Source organism: Kitasatospora sp. NPDC004240 (genome assembly GCF_053603215.1).
The window spans coordinates 1-17,610 of the sequence record NZ_JBSGFD010000178.1 but is presented as its reverse complement, the minus strand read 5'-3'; the positions used below and the strand labels follow the sequence as shown (position 1 = coordinate 17,610).

Sequence of the window (17,610 nt, the reverse complement as noted above, 5' to 3'; positions counted from 1 at the left end):
CGGCCGATGCCCCCTCTGGCATCGGCCGGGCCCGCGAACTCAGCCGGTCCGCCCGACTCGGACCGGGGTTTTCGTCCCGCTACTCCTTCACCGCTCCACCGGTGAGGCCGCGGACGAAGGTCCGCTGCAGCAGGACGAAGGCGAGGACCACCGGGATCGCGGCGAGCACGGAGCCGGCCATCAGGAGATCCCAGCGGGGGGCGAACTGGTTCTGGAACTGGGCCAGTCCGACGGGCAGGGTGCGCAGCATCTCGTCGTTGGTGACCAGGGAGGGCCAGGCGAACTCGCCCCAGGTCCACATGAACTTCAGTACCGCGACCGTGCCCAGGGCCGGCCAGGAGTTGGGCAGCAGGATGCTGACCAGGGTGCGCAGCCGTCCGGCGCCGTCGATGGCGGCGGCCTCGTCGAGCTGGACGGGCAGCGTGATGAAGTGCTGGCGCAGCAGGAAGATGCCGGTGGGGCTGGCGAGGAAGGGGATGATCAGCGCCCAGTAGGTGTCGATCCAGTCGAGGTCGCGCATCACCAGGTAGAGCGGGACCAGGATGACCTGGGTGGGGATCATCAGGGTGGCGAGGATGAGGGTGAGGACGGCCTGCCGGCCGCGGAAGCGGATCCGGGCGAGTCCGTAGGCGGCGAGGGTGTCGAACACCAGGTTCCCGGCGACCACGGCGCCTGCCACCAGCAGGGAGTTGACGAACCACCGGCCGAACGGGAACTGCGAGGTGACCTCGTGGTACGCGTCGGCGGTCAGGTGTTCCGGCAGCAGGTGCCGTCCGTTGCCGACCAGGTCCTCCAGCGGTTGGAAGGAGGTCAGCACCATCCACAGGACGGGCAGGCCGGCGAAGACGGTGGCGAGGGTGAGCCACAGGGCCGGGGCGAGGCGGGTGGGGGACTTGCTCACGACTCCTCCCGGGAGGTCAGCTTCAGCCGGACGAGGGTGATCGCGAGGAGGATCACGAACAGCACGACGGAGGCGGCGGAGGCGACGCCCACGTCGGTCAGCAGGCGGGTGTAGATGAAGGTCACCACGGTCAGCGTCGCGGTGCCGGGGCCGCCCTCGGTCATCACCCACACCTGGTCGAACACCTTGAAGGAGTTGAACAGCAGGAGCAGGAAGACGGCGGCGGTGGCCGGCTTGAGCATCGGCAGGGTGATCGAGCGGAACTGGCGCCAGGGGCCGGCCCGGTCGATGGTGGCGGCCTCGTAGATCTCGTCCGGGATGCGCTGGAGTCCGCCGAGGAGGATCAGCGCGTAGATGCCGAACTCCTTCCAGACGCTGACCACGGCGACGGCCGGCAGGGCCAGGTGGTTGTCGAACAGCCAGCGGGCGCCGTCGGCGCCGACCAGGCCGGCCAGGGTGTTGATCAGGCCGTGGTCCGGCTCGTACAGCCACTTCCAGATGAGACCGGCGACCACCATCGGGATGACGGCGGGCAGCACGGTCACGGTCCGTACGAAGCGGGCGGAGGCCAGCTCACGGTTGGCGGCGATCGCGGTCGCCAGCGCCAGCCCGTAGGTGCCGACGATGGTGATCGCGGTGAAGACCACCGTGTTGAGCAGGCTCTCCCGGAAGGTGCCGGCGCTCAGGATGGTCCGGTAGTTCTCCGCGCCCACGAAGGTGCGCGGGCCCAGGAGGTTCCAGTGGTCGGTGCTCAGGAGCATCGACTGGACCATCGGGTAGAAGGTGAAGCCCAGGATCACGATCAGCGCGGGGGCCACCGTCAGCCACCCGGCGAGGGTGCCGCTGCTGCGGTGCCGGCGGCGGGCCGCGGAGGCGGGCCGGGTGGTGCGTGCGCTGCCGTCGGGGGCCGGGGCCCCTCCGGCGCCCGGGGCGCCGGAGGGGTGCTCGGTGGCAGAGGTCATGAGGGTCATCCGTTGTCGTCCGTCATTCCTTGCCGAGGGCCTGGCCGACGGTCTCGTCGATGGTCTTGAGCGCCTTGTCGACGGGAGCCTGGCCGTTGACTCCGGCCACGATGTTGGCCTTCTGCGCGTCCCAGCGGGCCTGGAAGGCGTGCCGGTCCTGGAGCAGCAGGTCGGGGGTGTTACGGCCGAGCTGCTCGAAGATGGCGTTCCAGTTGGGGTCGGCCTTGACCTTGCCCTCCACGGCGGTCTTCACCGCCGGGTCGACCTTGGCCAGGTCGTACGGGAAGATCGCGTGGAAGTCCATGTACCGGGCGCTGCGCTCGGGCGAGGCGAGCCACTTCATGAAGCCGCCGGCGGCGTCCGCGTGCTTGGAGGCGGAGCTGGCCACCAGGCTGTGGCCGCCGACCATGGAGCAGCCGCTCTTGGGGCCGACCGGCATCGGGGCGACCGCCCACTTGCCCTCGGTCTTGGCCCCGCCGGTCTGCACGTTGGCGATGACCGACTGGAAGAACGGGAACATCGCGACGTCGCCGCTGATGAAGCCGTTGAGGGCGCTGGTGCCGGTGGGCGAGATCTTCTCGGTGTAGAAGGACTTCATGAACTCCATCGCGGTGCGCCCGGCGTCCGAGTTCTGGGTGGAGGTCTTGAAGTCGGGCGAGGTGAGCGAGCCACCGGCCTGGCAGAGGAAGGTCTCCCAGATGGAGTTGACGGCGTTCAGGTGGTCGTCCATGCCCTTGAACTGCCAGCCGCTGACCTTCTTACCGGCCTCCGCGGACTTGGTGGTGATGGCGGAGGCGGTGGACTTCAGCTCCTCCCAGGTCTTCGGCGGGGCGGCGATGCCGTACTGCTGGAAGACGTCGGTGCGGTAGAGCATCATCGTGATGTCGAAGTACAGCGGGACGCCGTACATCTTGCCGTTGTACTCGTCGACCTTGGCCAGCGGCAGGAACGTGTCGGTGTCGGCGGCGGTGTAGCCGAGCTTGTCGAGCGGGGCGAGCGCGCCGGACTTGAGGTAGTCGAGCTCCAGGCCGTTGTTCATCAGCCAGACGTCGGGGCCCTTGCCGGCGGCGATGGCCTGCTTGATCTTGTCGCGGCCGTCCTTCCACTCCAGCATGGTCAGCTCGACCTTGATCTTGGTCTGCGAGGCGTTGTACTCGTCCACCAGCTGCTTGACCTTGGCGTCCTGGCCGATCCAGTACGGCATGGACCAGAACTTGACGGTGGTCGGCCCGGCCGAGTCGGAGGACCCGCTGCCGGAGGAGCAGGCCGTGGCGGCGAGCGCGAACGCGGACGCCAGGGAGAGGGCGGCGAGTCTACGGCGGAGTGGTGCCATGGGTGGGTCTCCTTGTGCTGCGGGCTACGGAGGGCCGGCCGCCCGGTGGATGCGGGGGCCAGAGGCTCGGGGGTTCGGTGCGGTGTGTGCGGCGTAACGCCGTCGTCATCACCGACCTGACGCGTAACGTATGCGATATACGAAATGAGCGCCAGTGGGTGTTGCCGTTTCGTGTCGTTGACGAGACCGGTTCTCCTCCGGGTCGCGGTCGTGATCACCTGCGATCAGCAGACCGGGCCGGGTCGTACGTATTCAATGCGGGTCGCCACGTACTTCCGCGGGCCCGCCGCCCGCCGCCCGCGCCCCGCCCTTCGTCACTCCGCGCATATCGCATACGATGGAGGGGTGACACAGGCGAACTGGGCACCGTTGCCCGCGGTGAAGAGCAAGGCGGACCTCGTCTACGACAGCCTCCGGGCGGCGATCGCCGAGGGGGACCTCAAGCCGGGCGAGCGCATCAACATGGACGAGCTCGCCCGCAACCTCGGCGTGAGCAAGATCCCGATCCGGGAGGCCGTGAAGCGACTGGAGGCGGACGGCCTGGTGGCCTCCCGGGTGCACTCCGGCGTGACCGTCGCCAAGGTGGACGCCGCCGAGATGCGCGGCGTCTTCCTGGCCCGGGAGGCGATCGAGGGCCTGGTGGCCGGCCTCGCCGCCGAGCGCGTCACCGACGCCCAGCTCGACGAGCTGGACGCCGTCCAGCAGGAGATGCGGGCCAAGCTCGGCACCCGCTCCTTCCAGAAGCTCCCCGAACTGAACTCACGGTTCCACCAGGTCCTGTCCGAGGCCGCCGGCTACCGCATCCTGGCCGAGCTCACCGACCAGCTGCTGCTGACCGTCCGCCGCCACCGCATCGCCGCCCCGGTGGACCCGGACAACTGGGCCGACGTGATCGCCGAGCACGACGCCATCGTCACCGCCCTGCGCAGCCGCGACCCCGAGGCCGCCACCCGCGCGGCCAAGGCCCACATCAACGCCCAGGCCGACCACGAGGCCGCCGACCAGGCGTGAGGACGCCCCGGTACGGGATACCGGATGGCATCCCGTACCGGGACGTGGCCGTACCGACCGGGCGTGGCCGCTCAGCGGATGTGCTGCTGGACGAACCCCTCGACCGGGCCCTCGCCACCGCCGGCGTCCCCCACCTCGCCTTCGCCGGCTCGCCGAGCCGACCCGGCTGGGGCCGTACCCGGCCGTCCCTCCGACGTCCGGGTACCGGCGGGCCCCGGACGGCGCGGTGGATCCGGCTCAGTCGTGGCGGGCGAGCTTGACCGCGGAGATGAGCAGGGGCGGACCGGACGACGGAGGCGGCCCGGCCGGGACGGTTGCCGAGCCGGTCGAAGGCGGCCCGCACCATCAGGGTGTGGTCGCCGCCGTGGTGGAGGGGGTCCAGCCGGGTACGGGCGCCGGCGAGGTCACCGACGATGAAGTGAGGCGGTGATCTGCTCGACCGTCGCGCGGGCCGTCCGTCCGACGCCGATGAGGGTGGCCGAGGCGGGGCCGGTCCAGTCGCCGTAGCCGAGAAGGTGGATGCGTTCGTCGCCGGCGGCGCGGGTGCCCGCGGTGAGGACGTGCCCGTGGGCGCGGGGGAGGCCGAGCGGGGCGAGCGGGGCGAGGTCGGGGCGGAAGCCGGTGCACCAGAGGACGACGTCGCAGGGCCACGTGGTGCCGTCCGGCCAGACGGGGCCGTCGGGAGCGAGCCGGGCGAACATGGGGTGGGCGGTGAGGAGTGCGGCGTCGCGGGCGGCGCGTACGGGTGGGGTGGCGACGATGTCGCCGAGTGCGCCGATGCCGGGAGCGTCGCCCCGGACCCGGCGCGTGGCGAGGTCGAACAGGGCGCGGCCGTCGATGTCGTCGGGAAGGAACCGGGGAGGCCGCTTGGTGACCCAGCGGACCTCGGCGACGGCCGCGAGGTCGGCGGCGATCTGGGCGCCGGAGTTGCCGCCGCCCACCACGACCACGCGCCCTCCCTGCCCGCCACCGGGCAGGAGGGGCCCATTCCCGGCGAAGTCGCCGGCGCCGCGGTAGCCGTGGGTGTGCAGCTGGCGTCCGGCGAACTCGGCCCGTCCCGGGACGGCGGGGACGAACGGCCGCTCCCATGAACCGGTGGCGAGGATGACGGCCTGGGCGTGCCACCTGCCGGCGTCCGTACGGGCGGTGAACCCGTCGCCGTCTCGCTCGACTCCCTCCACCCGGACGGGCCGGTGGACCGGAAGCTCGTAGCGCTTCTCGTACTCGGCGAGGTAGCCGACGACGTGCGCCGCATCCGGATACTCTTCCCCGGCTTGGCCGGGCATGGGGCGGCCGGGCAGCGATGAATATGTGGCGGGGGAGAAGAGGCGCAGGCTGTCCCAGTAGTTCTGCCAGGCGCCGCCCGGCGCGGGGGAGGCGTCGAGCAGGGCGAAGTCGAGCTCGGCGCGCCGCAGGTGGTACCCGGCGGCGAGTCCGGCCTGGCCCGCGCCGATGACGAGGACCTGGGTGCGGCGAGGGCTCACCGCGGTCGTCCGGGAGTGCGCGTCCATCGGTGCGACATCGCTCCGCCTTCGTTGTCCGAAGAGAAATCCGAGAGAAATGCGGCCGTCGCGCCCCGGCCGGGAGCGCGACGGCCGGAAGGCTACTTCTTCGTCTGGCGGCGGTGGGTGAAGATCAGCGCGACGAGCGCCAGGCCGACGGCGCCGCCGATCAGCTGCATCCCGATGAAGCCGGGCAGCGAGGACGGCGCGATGCCGGCGAAGGTGTCGGTGAAGGCCCGGCCGATGGTCACGGCCGGGTTGGCGAAGGAGGTGGAGGAGGTGAACCAGTAGGCGGCGCCGATGTAGGAGGCGACGGCGACCGGCGCGAAGCGCAGCTGTTCGGTCCTGGCCAGGCCGAAGATCAGCAGTACCAGGCCGGCGGTGGCGACGACCTCGCCGAGCAGCAGGTTTCCGGCCGAGCGGTCGTGCGTCGACCACTCGACCAGCGCCTTGCCGAACATGGCGTCGGCGAGGACGGCTCCCGCGACGGCGCCGACGATCTGGGCGGGGATGTACGCCGCGACCTCGCGGGCCCTGAGTCCCTTCGGGTCCTTTCGGCCGGTCCACCACTCGGCCAGGGTGACGACGGGGTTGAAGTGCGCGCCCGAGACCGGGCCGAGCAGCAGGATCAGGATGCCGAGGCCGAAGACGGTGGCGAGGGAGTTGGCCAGTAGCTGCAGGCCCACGTCCTGGGTGAGCCCGGTCGCCTGGATGCCGGAACCGACCACGATCGCGACCAGCGCCGCGGTACCGACCAACTCGGCCGCCACCCGGTTGAGCAGCGGTACGGCGGGAGGTTCGGTGGCCAGGGGCTCGGCCTCGGTGACGGCAGGTCTCGCCTCGTCCATGGCGCTCAACGGGTGCTCCTCGTGCGGGGCGGACTCGGGCCGCCGGGATGGGGCTGGGCTGGTTCAGCAGGACCGCTTGCGATTGTTCGCGGCGGCTTCGCGGGCGGTGGCGGCCAGCCCGGCGAACTCGGCGGCGACGGCCTCCAGGGCGTCGGCGCGGAGCTTGTAGTACGTGAAGCGCCCGCAGGGCTCGGTGTCGACGAGCCCGGCCTCGCGCAGGATCTTCAGGTGGTTCGACAGGTTGGTCTGTCTGGCGCCGGTCTCCGCGACCAGGTGCGTCGTGCACAGCGCCTCCTCGGCGAGGAGCGCGATGATCTGCATCCGGAGCGGGTCGGCCAGGGCCTTCAAGACGTCACTGTCGACTGATGTCACCATGGGCTGATACGTTACCCCGCGCCGGACCCGCGAAGCGAGCCCCCTCTTCGCCGGACTCATCGCTTAGCCGAAGTGGCCCCGTCCGTCCCGCAGCGGACACCGCACGACCGAAGGACACCGTCATGACCACCGCGCCGATCGCCTCCGTGCTCTTCGTCTGCATCCACAACGCCGGCTGCTCCCAGATGGCCGCCGGCTTCCTGCGGCACCTCGCCGGCGACCGCGTCGAGGTCCGCTCCGCCGGCTCGATCCCGGGCGACCGGATCAACCCCTCCGCGGTCGCCGCGATGTCCGAGCTGGGCATCGACATCTCGGACCAGCAGCCGAAGGTGCTGACGACCGAGGCCGTCCAGGCGTCCGACTACGTGATCACCATGGGCTGCGGCGACGCCTGCCCGTACTTCCCCGGCAAGAAGTACCTGGACTGGAAGCTGGAGGACCCGGCCGGCCAGGGCGTCGAGGCCGTCCGCCCGATCCGCGACGGGATCAAGGGCCTCATCGAGAACCTGATCGCGGAGATCGACGCCAAGGCCGCAGCGAGCCAGGGGAACTGAGCGTATCCCTCACCGTGAACCATTGACCGGCGGTGATAACGGGACGTGCGGGAGGCCGGTGCGGTTCTCGCGCGCGGCGGTCGGTATGCGGCGCGGCTCATCGACGGCTCGCCCCGGCGCTGAACGTCACCTGCCGGTTCTCGGGGAGGTCGGACGGAGTCGGTGGCCGGTCGAAGGGGCCGGGGCCGCGGCGATGCGCGGCCCCGCTGGTGTGAAGGGTCGTCATGGGTCGGTGATCAGCAGCCGCCGGACGGGTTCGCGGCCGGGGCGCCGATGCCGATGCTGATGACCTGGGGGACCGCCGGCACCGAGCAGCAGCCACCGCCGCTGCCGTCGGCCTGGGCGGCGGCGGGCTCGTCGAAGAGTCCGGCGCCGCCGCAGACCCCGGTCTCGGGGAGGGTGAGCTCGACGCGGGCGGCGGCCTCCTGGTCGCCGGCGAGGGCGGCGGCGATGGAGCGGACCTGCTCGTAGCCGGTCATGGCGAGGAAGGTCGGCGCGCGGCCGTAGCTCTTCATGCCGGCCAGGTAGACGCCTTCCTCGGGGTGGGCGAGCTCGGCGGCGCCGTGCGGGTAGACGGTGCCGCAGGAGTGCTGGTTGGGGTCGATCAGCGGGGCCAGGGCGGTGGGGGCCTGGAGGCGTTCGTCGAGGCCGAGGCGGACCTCGGAGAGGAAGGAGAGGTCGGGGCGCAGGCCGGTGAGGACGATGACCTGGTCGACCGGCTCGCTGCGGCGTCCGTCCTCGGCGACCAGGACGATCTTCCCGTCCTCGGCTTCGACGGCGGCGGTGCGGAAGCCGGTGAGGGCGGAGGCGTGGCCGTCGTCGACGGCCTTCTTCGCCCGCAGGCCGAGCGCGCCGCGGGCGGGGAGCTGGTCGGCCTCGCCGCCGCCGTAGGTCGAGCCGTTGATGCCGCGGCGCAGCACCCACACCGCGTGGGTGCCGGGCTCGTCCTCGGCCAGGTCGGCGAGGTGGGCGAGGGCGGTGAAGGCGGAGGCGCCGGTGCCGACCACCGCGGTGCGCGTACCGGCGAACCGCTCCCGCACGGCCGGGTCCCGGAGGTCGGGGATGCGGTAGGAGATGCGGCCGTTCGCGGCGCGCTCACCCAGGGCCGGCAGGCCGTTCGCACCGAGCGGGTTCGGGGTGGACCAGGTGCCCGAGGCGTCCACCACCGCCCGGGCCAGGATGCGCTCCTCGCTTCCGTCGGCGTGCTCCACGTGGACGGTGAACGGCTGCTCCTCGCGGCCGGAGTCGACGATCCGGTCCCGTCCGGCGCGGGCCACCCCGGTCACCCGGGCGTCGTAGCGAACCCTCCCCCAGCCTTCGGCCGGGGGTGCCCCCATGCCGAGGACGTCCGCGAGCGGCTGCAGGTACAGCGTCGCCCAGTCGCCGCCCGACGGGTAGGCGGCGCCGTCGGGGCGGACCCAGCCGGTCGGGGTGAGCAGCTTCTCCGCGGCCGGGTCGACGACCTCGGCCCACGGGGAGAACAGGCGCACATGGGCCCACTCGCGTACGGCGGTGGCGGCGCTCGGCCCGGCCTCCAGGACCAGCGGCTCGATGTCGCGCTCCAGCAGGTGGGCGGCGGCGGCCAGGCCGATCGGGCCCGCGCCGATCACGACGACGGGCAGTGCGGCGGGGGTGTTCTCGCTCATCTCAAGGTCTCCGGGTGGGTGCGGTGGCGGGGCTGGTCGGCAGGGCGGGTGTCAGCAGCAGCCGGTGCCGGCGGTGACGGCCTCGCGCTTCGCGGCCGGGTCGCAGCAGGCGCCGGCCCCGGTGGCGCCCTGTGCGGTGCCGCAGCACGGGGCGGCCGTCGTCCCGCCCGCCTCGGTACTCGCCGGGGCCGCGGTGGCCGTCGCGCAACAGCCGGCGGCGGGCGCAGGGGTCTCGGGGGTGGTGGTCGGCTCGGTCATGGCGGCCTCCTCGGTCGCGGCGCTGGTTCGACGTTTGTCGATGGCCTGTTGTGTTGTCAGCATGGCACCTGCTTAGATGCCCGTCAACATAGACATTTATCGAATAGGGGATCGTTCCGTCATGGAGATCGTCGGCGCCGCCGTGATCGGCGCAGGCCAGTCCGGGCTCGCCGCCGCCAACGCCCTGCGAGCCGAAGGGCTCACGCCCGTCGTCCTGGAAGCCTCCGACCAGGCGGCCGGATCCTGGCCCCGCTACTACGACAGCCTCACCCTCTTCTCGCCCGCCCGGTATGCCGCTCTGCCGGGCCTTCCGTTCGGCGGCGATCCCGACCGCTACCCGCACCGGGACGAGGTCATCGCCTACCTGCTGCGCTACGCGGACCGGATCGACGCCGAGATCCGCCTCGGCGTCCGGGTGGAGGAGGTCGAGGGGGCCCCGTACGGCTTCACCCTGCACCTCGCCGACGGCACGGCGGTCGGGGCGCGGGCCGTCGTCGCGGCCACCGGCGGCTTCGGCCGACCGCACCGCCCGAACCTCCCCGCCCTCGACGGCTACACCGGTACCGTGCTGCACGCCGCCGACTACCGCAGCCCCCACCCGTTCGCCGGGCAGCACGTCGTGGTCGTCGGCGCCGGGAACTCCGCCGTCCAGATCGCCGCCGAACTGGCCGACCACGCCGACACGGTCCTCGCCACGCGGACACCGGTCCGCTTCGCCCGCCAACGCGCACTTGGGCGCGACCTGCACTTCTGGCTCACCGTCTCCGGCGTCGACATCGCCCCGGTGGGCCGACTCCTCCGGCGCCCGCCCGCCGTCCCGGTCTTCGACACCGGCCACTACCGCGCCGCCCTCGCGGCTCGCGCCCCGGAGCGCCGCCCCGTGTTCACCGCCGCCGACGGCACCACCCTCACCTGGACGGACGGCGTACGCGAAACCGTGGACGCCGTCATCCTCGCCACCGGCTACCGGCCCGACCTGCCCTACCTGGAGCCGCTCGGCGCCCTCGACCCGGGCGGGCTGCCCCTGCATCGTGCCGGACTGTCCACCGTCCATCCGGCGCTGGCCTACGTCGGGCTGGAATGGCAGCGCAGCCTCTCCTCGGCCTCCCTGCGGGGAGTCGGCCGCGACGCCGCCCACGTGGCGCGCCGGCTGGCGCGGCGCCTGCGCGGGCGGGCCGCGCTTCCGTACTGATTCAACGCATGTCAATATTGACGCATGTCGAATGTGCAGACGCTTCCCCTGGTGGAGCCGGACCAGGCGGTTCCGTGCTGCCCGCCCCTCACCTCGGCGGGTCTCTCGGAGGCCGACGCGATCAGGATGGCCGCGATGTTCAAGGCTCTCGCCGACCCCGTGCGGCTGCGCCTGTTCTCGCGGGTCGCCGCGCACGAGGGCGGCGAGGCGTGCGTCTGCGACATCCAGGACGTCGGCGTCTCGCAGCCCACGGTCTCGCACCACCTCAAGAAGCTGCGGGAGGCCGGCCTGCTGACCAGCGAACGGCGGGGCACCTGGGTGTACTACCGCGTCGCCCCCGGAGTGCTCGCCGCCATGGCCGGCATGCTCTCGGCCGCGGCCGGCTGAGCCGCTCGGCCCTCGGCGCCGAAGGTGGCCCGGGGGCTGTTCTCCCGGTCATCCATCGACTATCGTCGATTGTCGATGAATGAGTCCAGCCGCACCCCGGGCCCGGCGGTCGACACCGAGACGGCCGCGCTGTACGCGACGTGGTTCAAGGCACTGGCCGACCCCACGCGCATCCAGCTGCTGCACCTGCTGGCCGCCGGAGGCCGGCCGATGAGCGTGGGCGAGATCGTCGAACGCTCCCCGGTGGGCCAGTCCACGGTCTCCCACCACCTGAAGGTCCTCGCCGACGTGCGCTTCGTCCTGGCCGAGCGGCAGGGTACCTCCACCCGCTACCGGGTCAACCGCACCTGCCTCACCGTCTTCCCCGAGGCCGTGCGGGCGATTCTGGGCGAACAGTCCGACACCGAACGAGGTGGCAGCCGTGCATCCTGACCTCGCCATCGGCGCGATGACGCCCGAGCACGCCGAGCAGGTCCTCGCGATCTACCGGTCCGGAATCGACGAGGGGAACGCCACCTTCGAGACCGTCGCCCCGACCTGGGAGGCGTTCGACAACGCCAGGCTCCCCGGGCACCGGTACGTCGCGCTCGACCCCGACGGCCGGATCCTCGGCTGGGTCGCCGCGTCGCCGGTCTCCGACCGGTGTGCGTACGCCGGAGTGGTCGAGCACTCCGTCTACGTCCACCCCGACGCCCGCGGCCGGGGCGTGGCCGGGCGTCTGCTGCGGGCGCTGATCGCCTCCACCGAGTCGGCCGGCATCTGGACGATCCAGTCCGGCGTCTTCCCGGAGAACACCGCCAGCCTCGCCGTCCACGCCCGCGCGGGCTTCCGCGTCATCGGCACCCGCGAGCGCATCGGCCGTCACCACGGCGTCTGGCGGGACGTCCTCCTGATCGAGCGCCGCAGCCAGGTCGTCCACTGAGCCGTGCGCGGTTGACACCGCGGGGCTTCGTGGTGCGCCTTGACGTGCTGTCCGGCGGCGAGGGGAGCAGGGGCCCAGGTGCCGTGGACCTCTTCTGAACCGGGAGGGCCGGGGTGGCTCAGCGTTTCTGGCGGGGACGACGGACACCGACGGCTCCGGGGGAGAACGGTCACAGGGGCCTCCAAGCAGGCGACGCGAAAATCAGGTAAGGCTTACCTACTCGTCGATTCCTCGGTCAATCCGGGAAGCCCTGAAACGGCCCTCGGGCCCCGAAGCGTGGCCGCTTCGATGCACGGCCGGGATCTGACGACGCGAAACATTGTTGGGTGAGGCTTGCTGGCCCTCATGTCTGCCCGGCGAACGCGCTCGGCGAGCCGTGGGCACGGTCGCCGGCGCGACCGTGCGCGAGGACGACGGCGATGCCCGGGTGAGCTCCGCCGTGGACATTCCGTGAGGGGCGGCCGGGTCCCGGCCGCCCCTCACCGCTACTCCCGTCACAGGGTCGGCGTCCGTCAGGTTACTCGGCGGCGGATCCACCAGGCGCAGAACCCGGTCAGGGCCAGGGCGAGGCCGAGATGGAGCCCGGTCTCGACCCATTGAAGGGCCCAGAAGTTCCCGGTGGGCTGATACGTCACCTGCTGCTTGTAGCCCAGGGCGCCGAGGTCGGCGACGCAGCGCTCGACCTGCTGCAGGGTGGGCGGGCCCGACTCGGTGCGCAGGCAGTCGGCGAAGGACGAGGGCACCGGGGCCGGCTGACCGGCGGCGTTCAGCGTCTGCTGGGAGGTGACCCAGGCCCCGGGCACTTCTTCGAGGTGCGCGACGATCTGCCTGGCGCCGTCCTGGATGCTGATGGGGGCGCCGCCGGGCTCGATCGGCAGGACGGTCCGCTCCGAGGCCGCCAGGTGGGACCGGACCCACATCGGCACGGCGATCTGGACCGCGGCGTAGAGGGCGAACGTGGTGGCCATCGCGGGCAGGGTACGGCGGATGACCAGGCCGAGGGCGACGCCCAGGACGAAGGCGAAGGCGGCATGGGCCATGGGGACCACACCCCGTGCGGCGAAGGCCACGGGGGCGAGCCGCGGGAAGTACGTGTCCGTCGCGCCGCCGCCGTTGACGGCCCGGTCGATGGGGCTGCTCCACCAGCTCACCACGAGGCTGGCCATTCCCGCGGCGGTCATGGAGGCCGCCGTGCCGAGGCTCAGCTTGGTCGCCAGCCAGCGCGTGCGGGTGACGCCCTGGTTCCACGCGAGGTAGTAGGTGCCGGTCTCCAGTTCACGGGCGATCAGCGGCGCGCCCCAGAACATCCCGATGACCGCCGGCACGGCGAGCACGACCAGCAGTCCCGTGTAGTAGAGGGTCTGGTCCGAACCGGAGACCTGGTCCACCAAGCCGCTGCCGGTCGTCCGGTAGAGGTCGGACAGGTGGGGGCCGGTGACCGCGAGGGTGGCGGCGAGGGCGGCCACGGCGGCGAACATCACGGCGGCCTGGGTGCGGAACTGGCGCCAGGTCAGCCAGATCATCGGAGTACCTCCAGTGCGGGTCGGGTGTCACGTACCGCATCGGCGGGCCGGGTCATGTAGGCCAGGACGATGTCTTCCAGACCGAGCGGGCTGACGGTCCAGGACGGATCGTGGACCGCGGCGTCGGTGCGCACCAGGAGGGTGGTCTGCCGGTCGGTGTGGCTTGCGGTGATGACGTGCTGACCGGCCGGGAGCGTGTCCGGGGCGCGGCGCGGTCCGGTGAGCCGGTGGTGGCGGGCCACCAGGTCGTCGATGTCGCCGGCCACCTGCACCCGGGAGTCGACCATCACGATGACGTAGTCGCAGGACCGCTCCACGTCGGGGACCAGATGGGAGGAGAGCAGGACGCTCAGCTCGTGCTCGGCGACGGCCTCCATCAGGTCCTGCATGAATTCCCGTCGGGCGAGCGGGTCCAGGGCCGCGACCGGCTCGTCCAGGATCAGCAGTTCCGGGCGCTTGGCGATGCCCAGGGTGAGAGCGAGCTGCGCGCGCTGGCCGCCGGACAGCTTGCCGGCCCGCTGCTTCGGGTTCAGACCGAGGCGACGGATCCGGTCGCGCGCCACGGCGTCGTCCCAGTTCGGGTTGAGGCGCTTGCCGAAGTCGAGGTGGTCGGCGACGCTGAGCGTGGCGTAGACCGGGGTGTCCTGGGCGACGAAGCCGACCTTGGCCAGCTGTTCCACGCCCTCGGCAGGACGGCCACCGCACACCTCGATGGCGCCGGCCGTCGGGGTCAGCATGCCGGAGGCCAGTTTCAACAAGGTCGACTTGCCGGCGCCGTTGGGGCCGACCAGGCCGACCACCCGTCCGGCGGGGACGTCCAGGTCGCAGTTCTGCAGCGCCCAGCGCTGCTTGTACCTCTTGCCCAGGCCCTGGGCTCGTAAGACGGCACTCACGCTACGTCCTCTCCGGCGGCGTCACGAAACGTGCTCATGAACAGCGCCTCGATGCTCTCGTCGTCGAGCCCGGCCAGGCGGGCCTTGGTCAGCCAGCGCTGCAGCTCCTTGCGCAGCGGTCCCTGCGCGGCGAGCGAGGCGTCGGCCAGCGTCCGGGTCACGAACGTCCCGACGCCCGGACGGGCGGCCACCAGACCGTCGTGCTCCAGCTCCCGGTACGCCTTGAGCACCGTGTTCGGGTTGACCGCGATCTGCCTCGCCACGTCCTTGACCGTGGGCAGCCGGTCGCCTTCCTTCAGCAGGCCCAGGCGCAGGGCGTGCCGCACCTGCTGGACCAGTTGCTGGTACGGGGACAGGCCGGACCGGCTGTTCAGGTGGAACTCAATCACCGGTTCCTCCATTTACCTAGTTGCCTATCACTATAGTCCTCTAGGTCGCCCGTTCGGCAAGGCGTGCACCGCGGGCGCCGGCCGGGGATGCCGGGCGGTGCTGCCGCGCTCGTGCCGCTGACCGGTGGAGCGAATGATCCGTGACCGGCGTCGCAGCGCCACGTCGTCCTCGCCGGGACCGACCCTGGCCCCATGATCAACGGCGGGCACGTCATCATCCACAGCCGTGACGCGGAAGCGGACCGGGTCTTCTTCCGGGACGTGCTGGAGTACCCGCACGTCGATGCGGGAGGCGGTTGGTTGATCTTCAAGCTTCCGCCGGCCGAGCTCGCCGTGCATCCCACGGAAGGGCCGGAGAAGCGGGAGCTCTATCTGATGTGCGACGACGTCGACGCGACGGTGAGGGCCCTTGCCGCGAAGGGAGTGGAGTCCACCCGGCCGCTCACCGATGCGCGCCGGGGGCGGCTGACCGGGTTCCGCCTGCCGGGCGGCGGCGAGGTGGGCCTGTACGAGCCCCGGCACGAGCGGGCCACCGATCTGTGGAGGCATCCGGTACGGGGGCTCCTCGACGACCGGGGCGGCCTTCCGGGCGGGGTCACCGGCCACCGTTCCCGTCGCGAGGGCGGGTCGCACCGCCCGGCCCCGTGACAGCAGGCCCCTCCCGCGCCATGGTGGACGTGGCGCGCGGGCGAGGGCCGCGGCCGGCCCGGGAGGTGTGGCCATGCACGGGAGCGGCACTGCGGTCATCGCACTCGGATCGCTCACGAAACGGTACGGCCGGACCGTCGGCATCGACGGCCTGGACCTGGAGGTCGGCGCCGGCGAGGTGTTCGGACTGCTCGGTCCGAACGGGGCGGGGAAGACCACCACGCTGCGCTGCCTGGTCGGGCTGCTGCGGCCGAGCGCCGGGGACGTCCGTGTCCTGGGCCTCGATCCGGTCGCCGACCACCGGCGGCTGGCGGCCTCGATCGGCTACCTGCCGGGCGAACTGCGGCTCTACCCCGAGCTCACCGGGCGTCAGACGCTCGACCTGCTGGCCGGTCTCCAGGGCGCGCCCGTACCGCGGCAGTCCGAACTCTGCGCCCGGCTGGACCTCTCCCGGGCCGACCTCGACCGGACGGTCGGCGAGTACTCGCGCGGGATGAAGCAGAAGCTCGGACTCGTCCAGGCCCTCCAGCACCGGCCGGCCCTCACCGTGCTGGACGAGCCGACCGAGGGCCTGGACCCGCTGGTCCAGGAGACGTTCTTCGAACTCCTCGCCGAGGAGACGGCGGCCGGCCGGACCGTACTGCTCTCCAGCCACGTGCTGCCCGAGGTCCAGCGTTCCTGCGGCCGGGTGGCGATCGTGCGCGGGGGCAGGCTGGTGACCGTGGAGTCGGTGGCCGGCCTGCGGCGGGCCCGGGCGCGGCGGATCCGGCTGGTCCTCGCGGACGGGCGGGGCGCCCGGCCGCTGGGCACGGCCGAGCGGTGGTCCCCGCGCTGGGACGGTCCGCGGGTGGAACTGCTGGTACCCCCGGAGGAGGTGGTGACGGCGGTCCGCGAGCTGCTGGCGCACCTGCCCGTGGACGACCTCACCGTGGAGGAGGCCGGCCTGGACGAGGCCTTCCTGGACCTCTACCGCACGGCCGGCACCTCCCCCGACGCACCGGGGACGGTGCCCGGATCCGCTACCCCGGACGGATCGGGGGAGCGGTCATGAGCCCCGCCACGGTCAGCCGCCGGCTGCCGCTGTTCTGGCTCGCGCTGCACCGCCGCCGCCGGATGCTGACGGCCCTGGTGCTCGGCATGATCGTCTTCGAGACGCTCATCGTCGTGATCACCGGGACCGTCCCGCCCACCGACCTGTTCGGCGGCGGCCGGACCCCGCCGGACGCCTTCAAGGCGTTCAGCGGCTCCACCGGGGACGTCTCCATCGCCAGCCACCCCGGGCTGCTCGGCGCCGGCCTCACCCACCCGTTCTGGATCGCCCTCCAGCTCACCGTGATCGGCTCGCTGGGCGCGGCCGCGGTCGCCGCTGACGTCGAATCCGGCACGATCGAGCTGCTGATGTCCCGCCCGCTGTCCCGCCGTCGGCTGCTGGCCGAACGGACGGCCGCGCTGGCCGCCGCGTCCGTGCTGCTCAACGTGGCCGCCACCGGAACGGTCGGGCTCGGGGTCGCGCTCTCGCCGGACCTGCGGGACTCCGTCCCGGTCGGCGGGGTCCTCGCCGCGGGCTTGATGGGCTGCGCCTTCGCCCTGTGCCTGACCGGCCCGGTGCTGGCCGTGTCGGCGGCGAGCCGGCACCGGGCCCACGTGGTCGGTGCGACGGTCGCCTTCGGCGCCGTGGGGTTCGCGCTCAACTTCGTGGCCCTGGCCTGGGAGCCGGCCGCGCCGCTGCGCCACCTCAGCCCCTTCCACTACTACGCACCCGCCGACGCGCTGGCCCACGGCACCGTGCCCTGGGCGTCGTTCGCGGTGCTCTGCGCGGTCGGCCTGGCGGGTCTCGCGGCCGCCTTCGTCCTGTTGGAGCGCCGCGACCTCGCGATCTGAGCCGAACCGGCACGGCCGCACCGGCCCCGCGGCGGTCTTGGGGACGCACGCAGTGTCGCCCTCGACGGACACGGGGTGAGGGGTGTGGTGGGGGCCACCCGGCGCCGTCCGGCGTCCGGTGATGTCGCGACGGACGGCCGAGCGGAGGTGACGCGCTGTCGACCGTGTGCGCGGCCTCACAGGGGTGATGGTGTGGTCCGGGCCACTCCGGGGCCGTGTTCGATCTTGCAAATCGGGGCATTTGCCTTCAAATCATCCCATTTCCTTGATCGTTACGGCCGGTAACAGCGCCCTGAGCTGCCCGAACCTCCGAATCCTTGAAACCGGCCCCGAGGCCCCCGTAACTTCGAACCCGTTGCACCGAGCAAGCCGCTCACCAGGGCCC

General features: G+C 72.2%; 20 protein-coding genes. 9 read left to right on the top strand and 11 right to left on the bottom strand.

Annotation, left to right across the window (positions count from 1 at the left end; genetic code table 11):
- Positions 1-79: 79 nt before the first annotated feature.
- The 3 genes from ACWEQL_RS33405 to ACWEQL_RS33395 are packed head-to-tail and all read right to left on the bottom strand — an operon-like array spanning position 80 to position 3,196.
- Positions 80-901 (bottom strand): carbohydrate ABC transporter permease, encoded by an 822-nt coding sequence (locus tag ACWEQL_RS33405; RefSeq protein ID WP_452154129.1) that lies wholly within the window; start codon positions 899-901, stop codon positions 80-82.
- Positions 898-1,863, bottom strand: a complete 966-nt coding sequence (locus ACWEQL_RS33400; protein ID WP_452154128.1) for a carbohydrate ABC transporter permease — start codon at positions 1,861-1,863, stop codon at positions 898-900. Before ACWEQL_RS33400 ends, ACWEQL_RS33405 begins: the two co-directional genes overlap by 4 nt.
- A 22-nt stretch (positions 1,864-1,885) precedes the next feature.
- A complete protein-coding gene (locus ACWEQL_RS33395; RefSeq protein ID WP_452154127.1) occupies positions 1,886-3,196 on the bottom strand; it encodes an ABC transporter substrate-binding protein in 1,311 nt (436 codons plus the stop codon).
- A 345-nt stretch (positions 3,197-3,541) separates the two neighbouring features.
- Between ACWEQL_RS33395 and ACWEQL_RS33390 the strand changes: the two genes are divergently transcribed.
- Positions 3,542-4,207 (top strand): GntR family transcriptional regulator, encoded by a 666-nt coding sequence (locus tag ACWEQL_RS33390; protein ID WP_452154126.1) that lies wholly within the window; start codon positions 3,542-3,544, stop codon positions 4,205-4,207.
- Between the two features lie 404 nt (positions 4,208-4,611).
- On the opposite strand, the gene ACWEQL_RS33385 is transcribed toward ACWEQL_RS33390, so the two are convergent.
- From ACWEQL_RS33385 to ACWEQL_RS33375, 3 genes are all read right to left on the bottom strand, one after another.
- Complete coding sequence (locus ACWEQL_RS33385; protein ID WP_452154125.1) at positions 4,612-5,718, bottom strand: ArsO family NAD(P)H-dependent flavin-containing monooxygenase; 1,107 nt, start codon at positions 5,716-5,718, stop codon at positions 4,612-4,614.
- Between the two features lie 92 nt (positions 5,719-5,810).
- A complete protein-coding gene (locus ACWEQL_RS33380; protein ID WP_452154131.1) occupies positions 5,811-6,557 on the bottom strand; it encodes an aquaporin in 747 nt (248 codons plus the stop codon).
- A gap of 63 nt (positions 6,558-6,620) precedes the next feature.
- Complete coding sequence (locus ACWEQL_RS33375) at positions 6,621-6,932, bottom strand: ArsR/SmtB family transcription factor (protein ID WP_452154124.1); 312 nt, start codon at positions 6,930-6,932, stop codon at positions 6,621-6,623.
- A gap of 122 nt (positions 6,933-7,054) precedes the next feature.
- Here ACWEQL_RS33375 and ACWEQL_RS33370 point away from each other — a divergent pair, with 122 nt between their 5' ends.
- Positions 7,055-7,486 (top strand): arsenate reductase ArsC, encoded by a 432-nt coding sequence (locus ACWEQL_RS33370; protein ID WP_452154123.1) that lies wholly within the window; start codon positions 7,055-7,057, stop codon positions 7,484-7,486.
- A gap of 236 nt (positions 7,487-7,722) precedes the next feature.
- Here the strand turns inward: ACWEQL_RS33370 and ACWEQL_RS33365 are convergent, their stop codons facing one another.
- Complete coding sequence (locus ACWEQL_RS33365; RefSeq protein WP_452154122.1) at positions 7,723-9,132, bottom strand: FAD-dependent oxidoreductase; 1,410 nt, start codon at positions 9,130-9,132, stop codon at positions 7,723-7,725.
- A 51-nt stretch (positions 9,133-9,183) separates the two neighbouring features.
- Positions 9,184-9,390: a hypothetical protein gene (locus tag ACWEQL_RS33360; protein WP_452154121.1), complete on the bottom strand. Its 207-nt coding sequence runs from the start codon at positions 9,388-9,390 to the stop codon at positions 9,184-9,186.
- Between the two features lie 121 nt (positions 9,391-9,511).
- Between ACWEQL_RS33360 and ACWEQL_RS33355 the strand changes: the two genes are divergently transcribed.
- The 4 genes from ACWEQL_RS33355 to ACWEQL_RS33340 all read left to right on the top strand — a co-directional run bounded on the left by ACWEQL_RS33355 (position 9,512) and on the right by ACWEQL_RS33340 (position 11,891).
- Positions 9,512-10,582, top strand: a complete 1,071-nt coding sequence (locus ACWEQL_RS33355; RefSeq protein ID WP_452154120.1) for a flavin-containing monooxygenase — start codon at positions 9,512-9,514, stop codon at positions 10,580-10,582.
- Positions 10,583-10,606: 24 nt separating this feature from the next.
- Positions 10,607-10,969: an ArsR/SmtB family transcription factor gene (locus ACWEQL_RS33350; RefSeq protein ID WP_452154119.1), complete on the top strand. Its 363-nt coding sequence runs from the start codon at positions 10,607-10,609 to the stop codon at positions 10,967-10,969.
- Between the two features lie 75 nt (positions 10,970-11,044).
- Positions 11,045-11,401, top strand: coding sequence for an ArsR/SmtB family transcription factor (locus ACWEQL_RS33345; RefSeq protein ID WP_452154118.1), 357 nt, complete (start codon positions 11,045-11,047; stop codon positions 11,399-11,401).
- 16 nt (positions 11,402-11,417) lie between these two features.
- Positions 11,418-11,891, top strand: a complete 474-nt coding sequence (locus tag ACWEQL_RS33340) for an N-acetyltransferase family protein (protein WP_452154130.1) — start codon at positions 11,418-11,420, stop codon at positions 11,889-11,891.
- Between the two features lie 512 nt (positions 11,892-12,403).
- On the opposite strand, the gene ACWEQL_RS33335 is transcribed toward ACWEQL_RS33340, so the two are convergent.
- Genes ACWEQL_RS33335 through ACWEQL_RS33325 form a run of 3 tightly spaced genes read right to left on the bottom strand, consistent with a single transcriptional unit; the run spans position 12,404 to position 14,708 of the window.
- Entirely contained in the window at positions 12,404-13,414 is a 1,011-nt protein-coding gene (locus ACWEQL_RS33335; RefSeq protein ID WP_452154117.1) for a transporter, read from the bottom strand.
- Positions 13,411-14,307 carry an ABC transporter ATP-binding protein gene (locus ACWEQL_RS33330; RefSeq protein WP_452154116.1) on the bottom strand — a complete coding sequence of 299 codons (897 nt, stop codon included), beginning with the start codon at positions 14,305-14,307 and terminating at the stop codon, positions 13,411-13,413. The genes ACWEQL_RS33335 and ACWEQL_RS33330 overlap by 4 nt, the downstream gene beginning before the upstream one ends.
- Complete coding sequence (locus tag ACWEQL_RS33325; RefSeq protein WP_452154115.1) at positions 14,304-14,708, bottom strand: GntR family transcriptional regulator; 405 nt, start codon at positions 14,706-14,708, stop codon at positions 14,304-14,306. The genes ACWEQL_RS33330 and ACWEQL_RS33325 overlap by 4 nt, the downstream gene beginning before the upstream one ends.
- Positions 14,709-14,888: 180 nt before the next feature.
- On the opposite strand from ACWEQL_RS33325, the gene ACWEQL_RS33320 reads away from it, so the two are divergent.
- The 3 genes from ACWEQL_RS33320 (at position 14,889) to ACWEQL_RS33310 (ending at position 17,225) form a co-directional block, all read left to right on the top strand.
- Complete coding sequence (locus ACWEQL_RS33320) at positions 14,889-15,344, top strand: VOC family protein (protein ID WP_452154114.1); 456 nt, start codon at positions 14,889-14,891, stop codon at positions 15,342-15,344.
- Between the two features lie 73 nt (positions 15,345-15,417).
- Positions 15,418-16,395, top strand: coding sequence for an ABC transporter ATP-binding protein (locus tag ACWEQL_RS33315; protein WP_452154113.1), 978 nt, complete (start codon positions 15,418-15,420; stop codon positions 16,393-16,395).
- Positions 16,392-17,225, top strand: coding sequence for an ABC transporter permease subunit (locus tag ACWEQL_RS33310; protein ID WP_452154112.1), 834 nt, complete (start codon positions 16,392-16,394; stop codon positions 17,223-17,225). Before ACWEQL_RS33315 ends, ACWEQL_RS33310 begins: the two co-directional genes overlap by 4 nt.
- The last annotated feature ends 385 nt before the right edge of the window (positions 17,226-17,610 follow it).

Coding starts and splice junctions, on each gene's coding strand:
- ACWEQL_RS33400 (WP_452154128.1), bottom strand. CDS start 1,863: ATGACCTCTGCCACCGAGCACCCCTCCGGCGCCCCGGGCGCCGGAGGG.
- ACWEQL_RS33395 (WP_452154127.1), bottom strand. CDS start 3,196: ATGGCACCACTCCGCCGTAGACTCGCCGCCCTCTCCCTGGCGTCCGCG.
- ACWEQL_RS33385 (WP_452154125.1), bottom strand. CDS start 5,718: ATGGACGCGCACTCCCGGACGACCGCGGTGAGCCCTCGCCGCACCCAG.
- ACWEQL_RS33380 (WP_452154131.1), bottom strand. CDS start 6,557: ATGGACGAGGCGAGACCTGCCGTCACCGAGGCCGAGCCCCTGGCCACC.
- ACWEQL_RS33375 (WP_452154124.1), bottom strand. CDS start 6,932: ATGGTGACATCAGTCGACAGTGACGTCTTGAAGGCCCTGGCCGACCCG.
- ACWEQL_RS33370 (WP_452154123.1), top strand. CDS start 7,055: ATGACCACCGCGCCGATCGCCTCCGTGCTCTTCGTCTGCATCCACAAC.
- ACWEQL_RS33365 (WP_452154122.1), bottom strand. CDS start 9,132: ATGAGCGAGAACACCCCCGCCGCACTGCCCGTCGTCGTGATCGGCGCG.
- ACWEQL_RS33360 (WP_452154121.1), bottom strand. CDS start 9,390: ATGACCGAGCCGACCACCACCCCCGAGACCCCTGCGCCCGCCGCCGGC.
- ACWEQL_RS33355 (WP_452154120.1), top strand. CDS start 9,512: ATGGAGATCGTCGGCGCCGCCGTGATCGGCGCAGGCCAGTCCGGGCTC.
- ACWEQL_RS33350 (WP_452154119.1), top strand. CDS start 10,607: ATGTCGAATGTGCAGACGCTTCCCCTGGTGGAGCCGGACCAGGCGGTT.
- ACWEQL_RS33345 (WP_452154118.1), top strand. CDS start 11,045: ATGAATGAGTCCAGCCGCACCCCGGGCCCGGCGGTCGACACCGAGACG.
- ACWEQL_RS33340 (WP_452154130.1), top strand. CDS start 11,418: ATGACGCCCGAGCACGCCGAGCAGGTCCTCGCGATCTACCGGTCCGGA.
- ACWEQL_RS33335 (WP_452154117.1), bottom strand. CDS start 13,414: ATGATCTGGCTGACCTGGCGCCAGTTCCGCACCCAGGCCGCCGTGATG.
- ACWEQL_RS33325 (WP_452154115.1), bottom strand. CDS start 14,708: ATGGAGGAACCGGTGATTGAGTTCCACCTGAACAGCCGGTCCGGCCTG.
- ACWEQL_RS33320 (WP_452154114.1), top strand. CDS start 14,889: ATGATCAACGGCGGGCACGTCATCATCCACAGCCGTGACGCGGAAGCG.
- ACWEQL_RS33315 (WP_452154113.1), top strand. CDS start 15,418: ATGCACGGGAGCGGCACTGCGGTCATCGCACTCGGATCGCTCACGAAA.
- ACWEQL_RS33310 (WP_452154112.1), top strand. CDS start 16,392: ATGAGCCCCGCCACGGTCAGCCGCCGGCTGCCGCTGTTCTGGCTCGCG.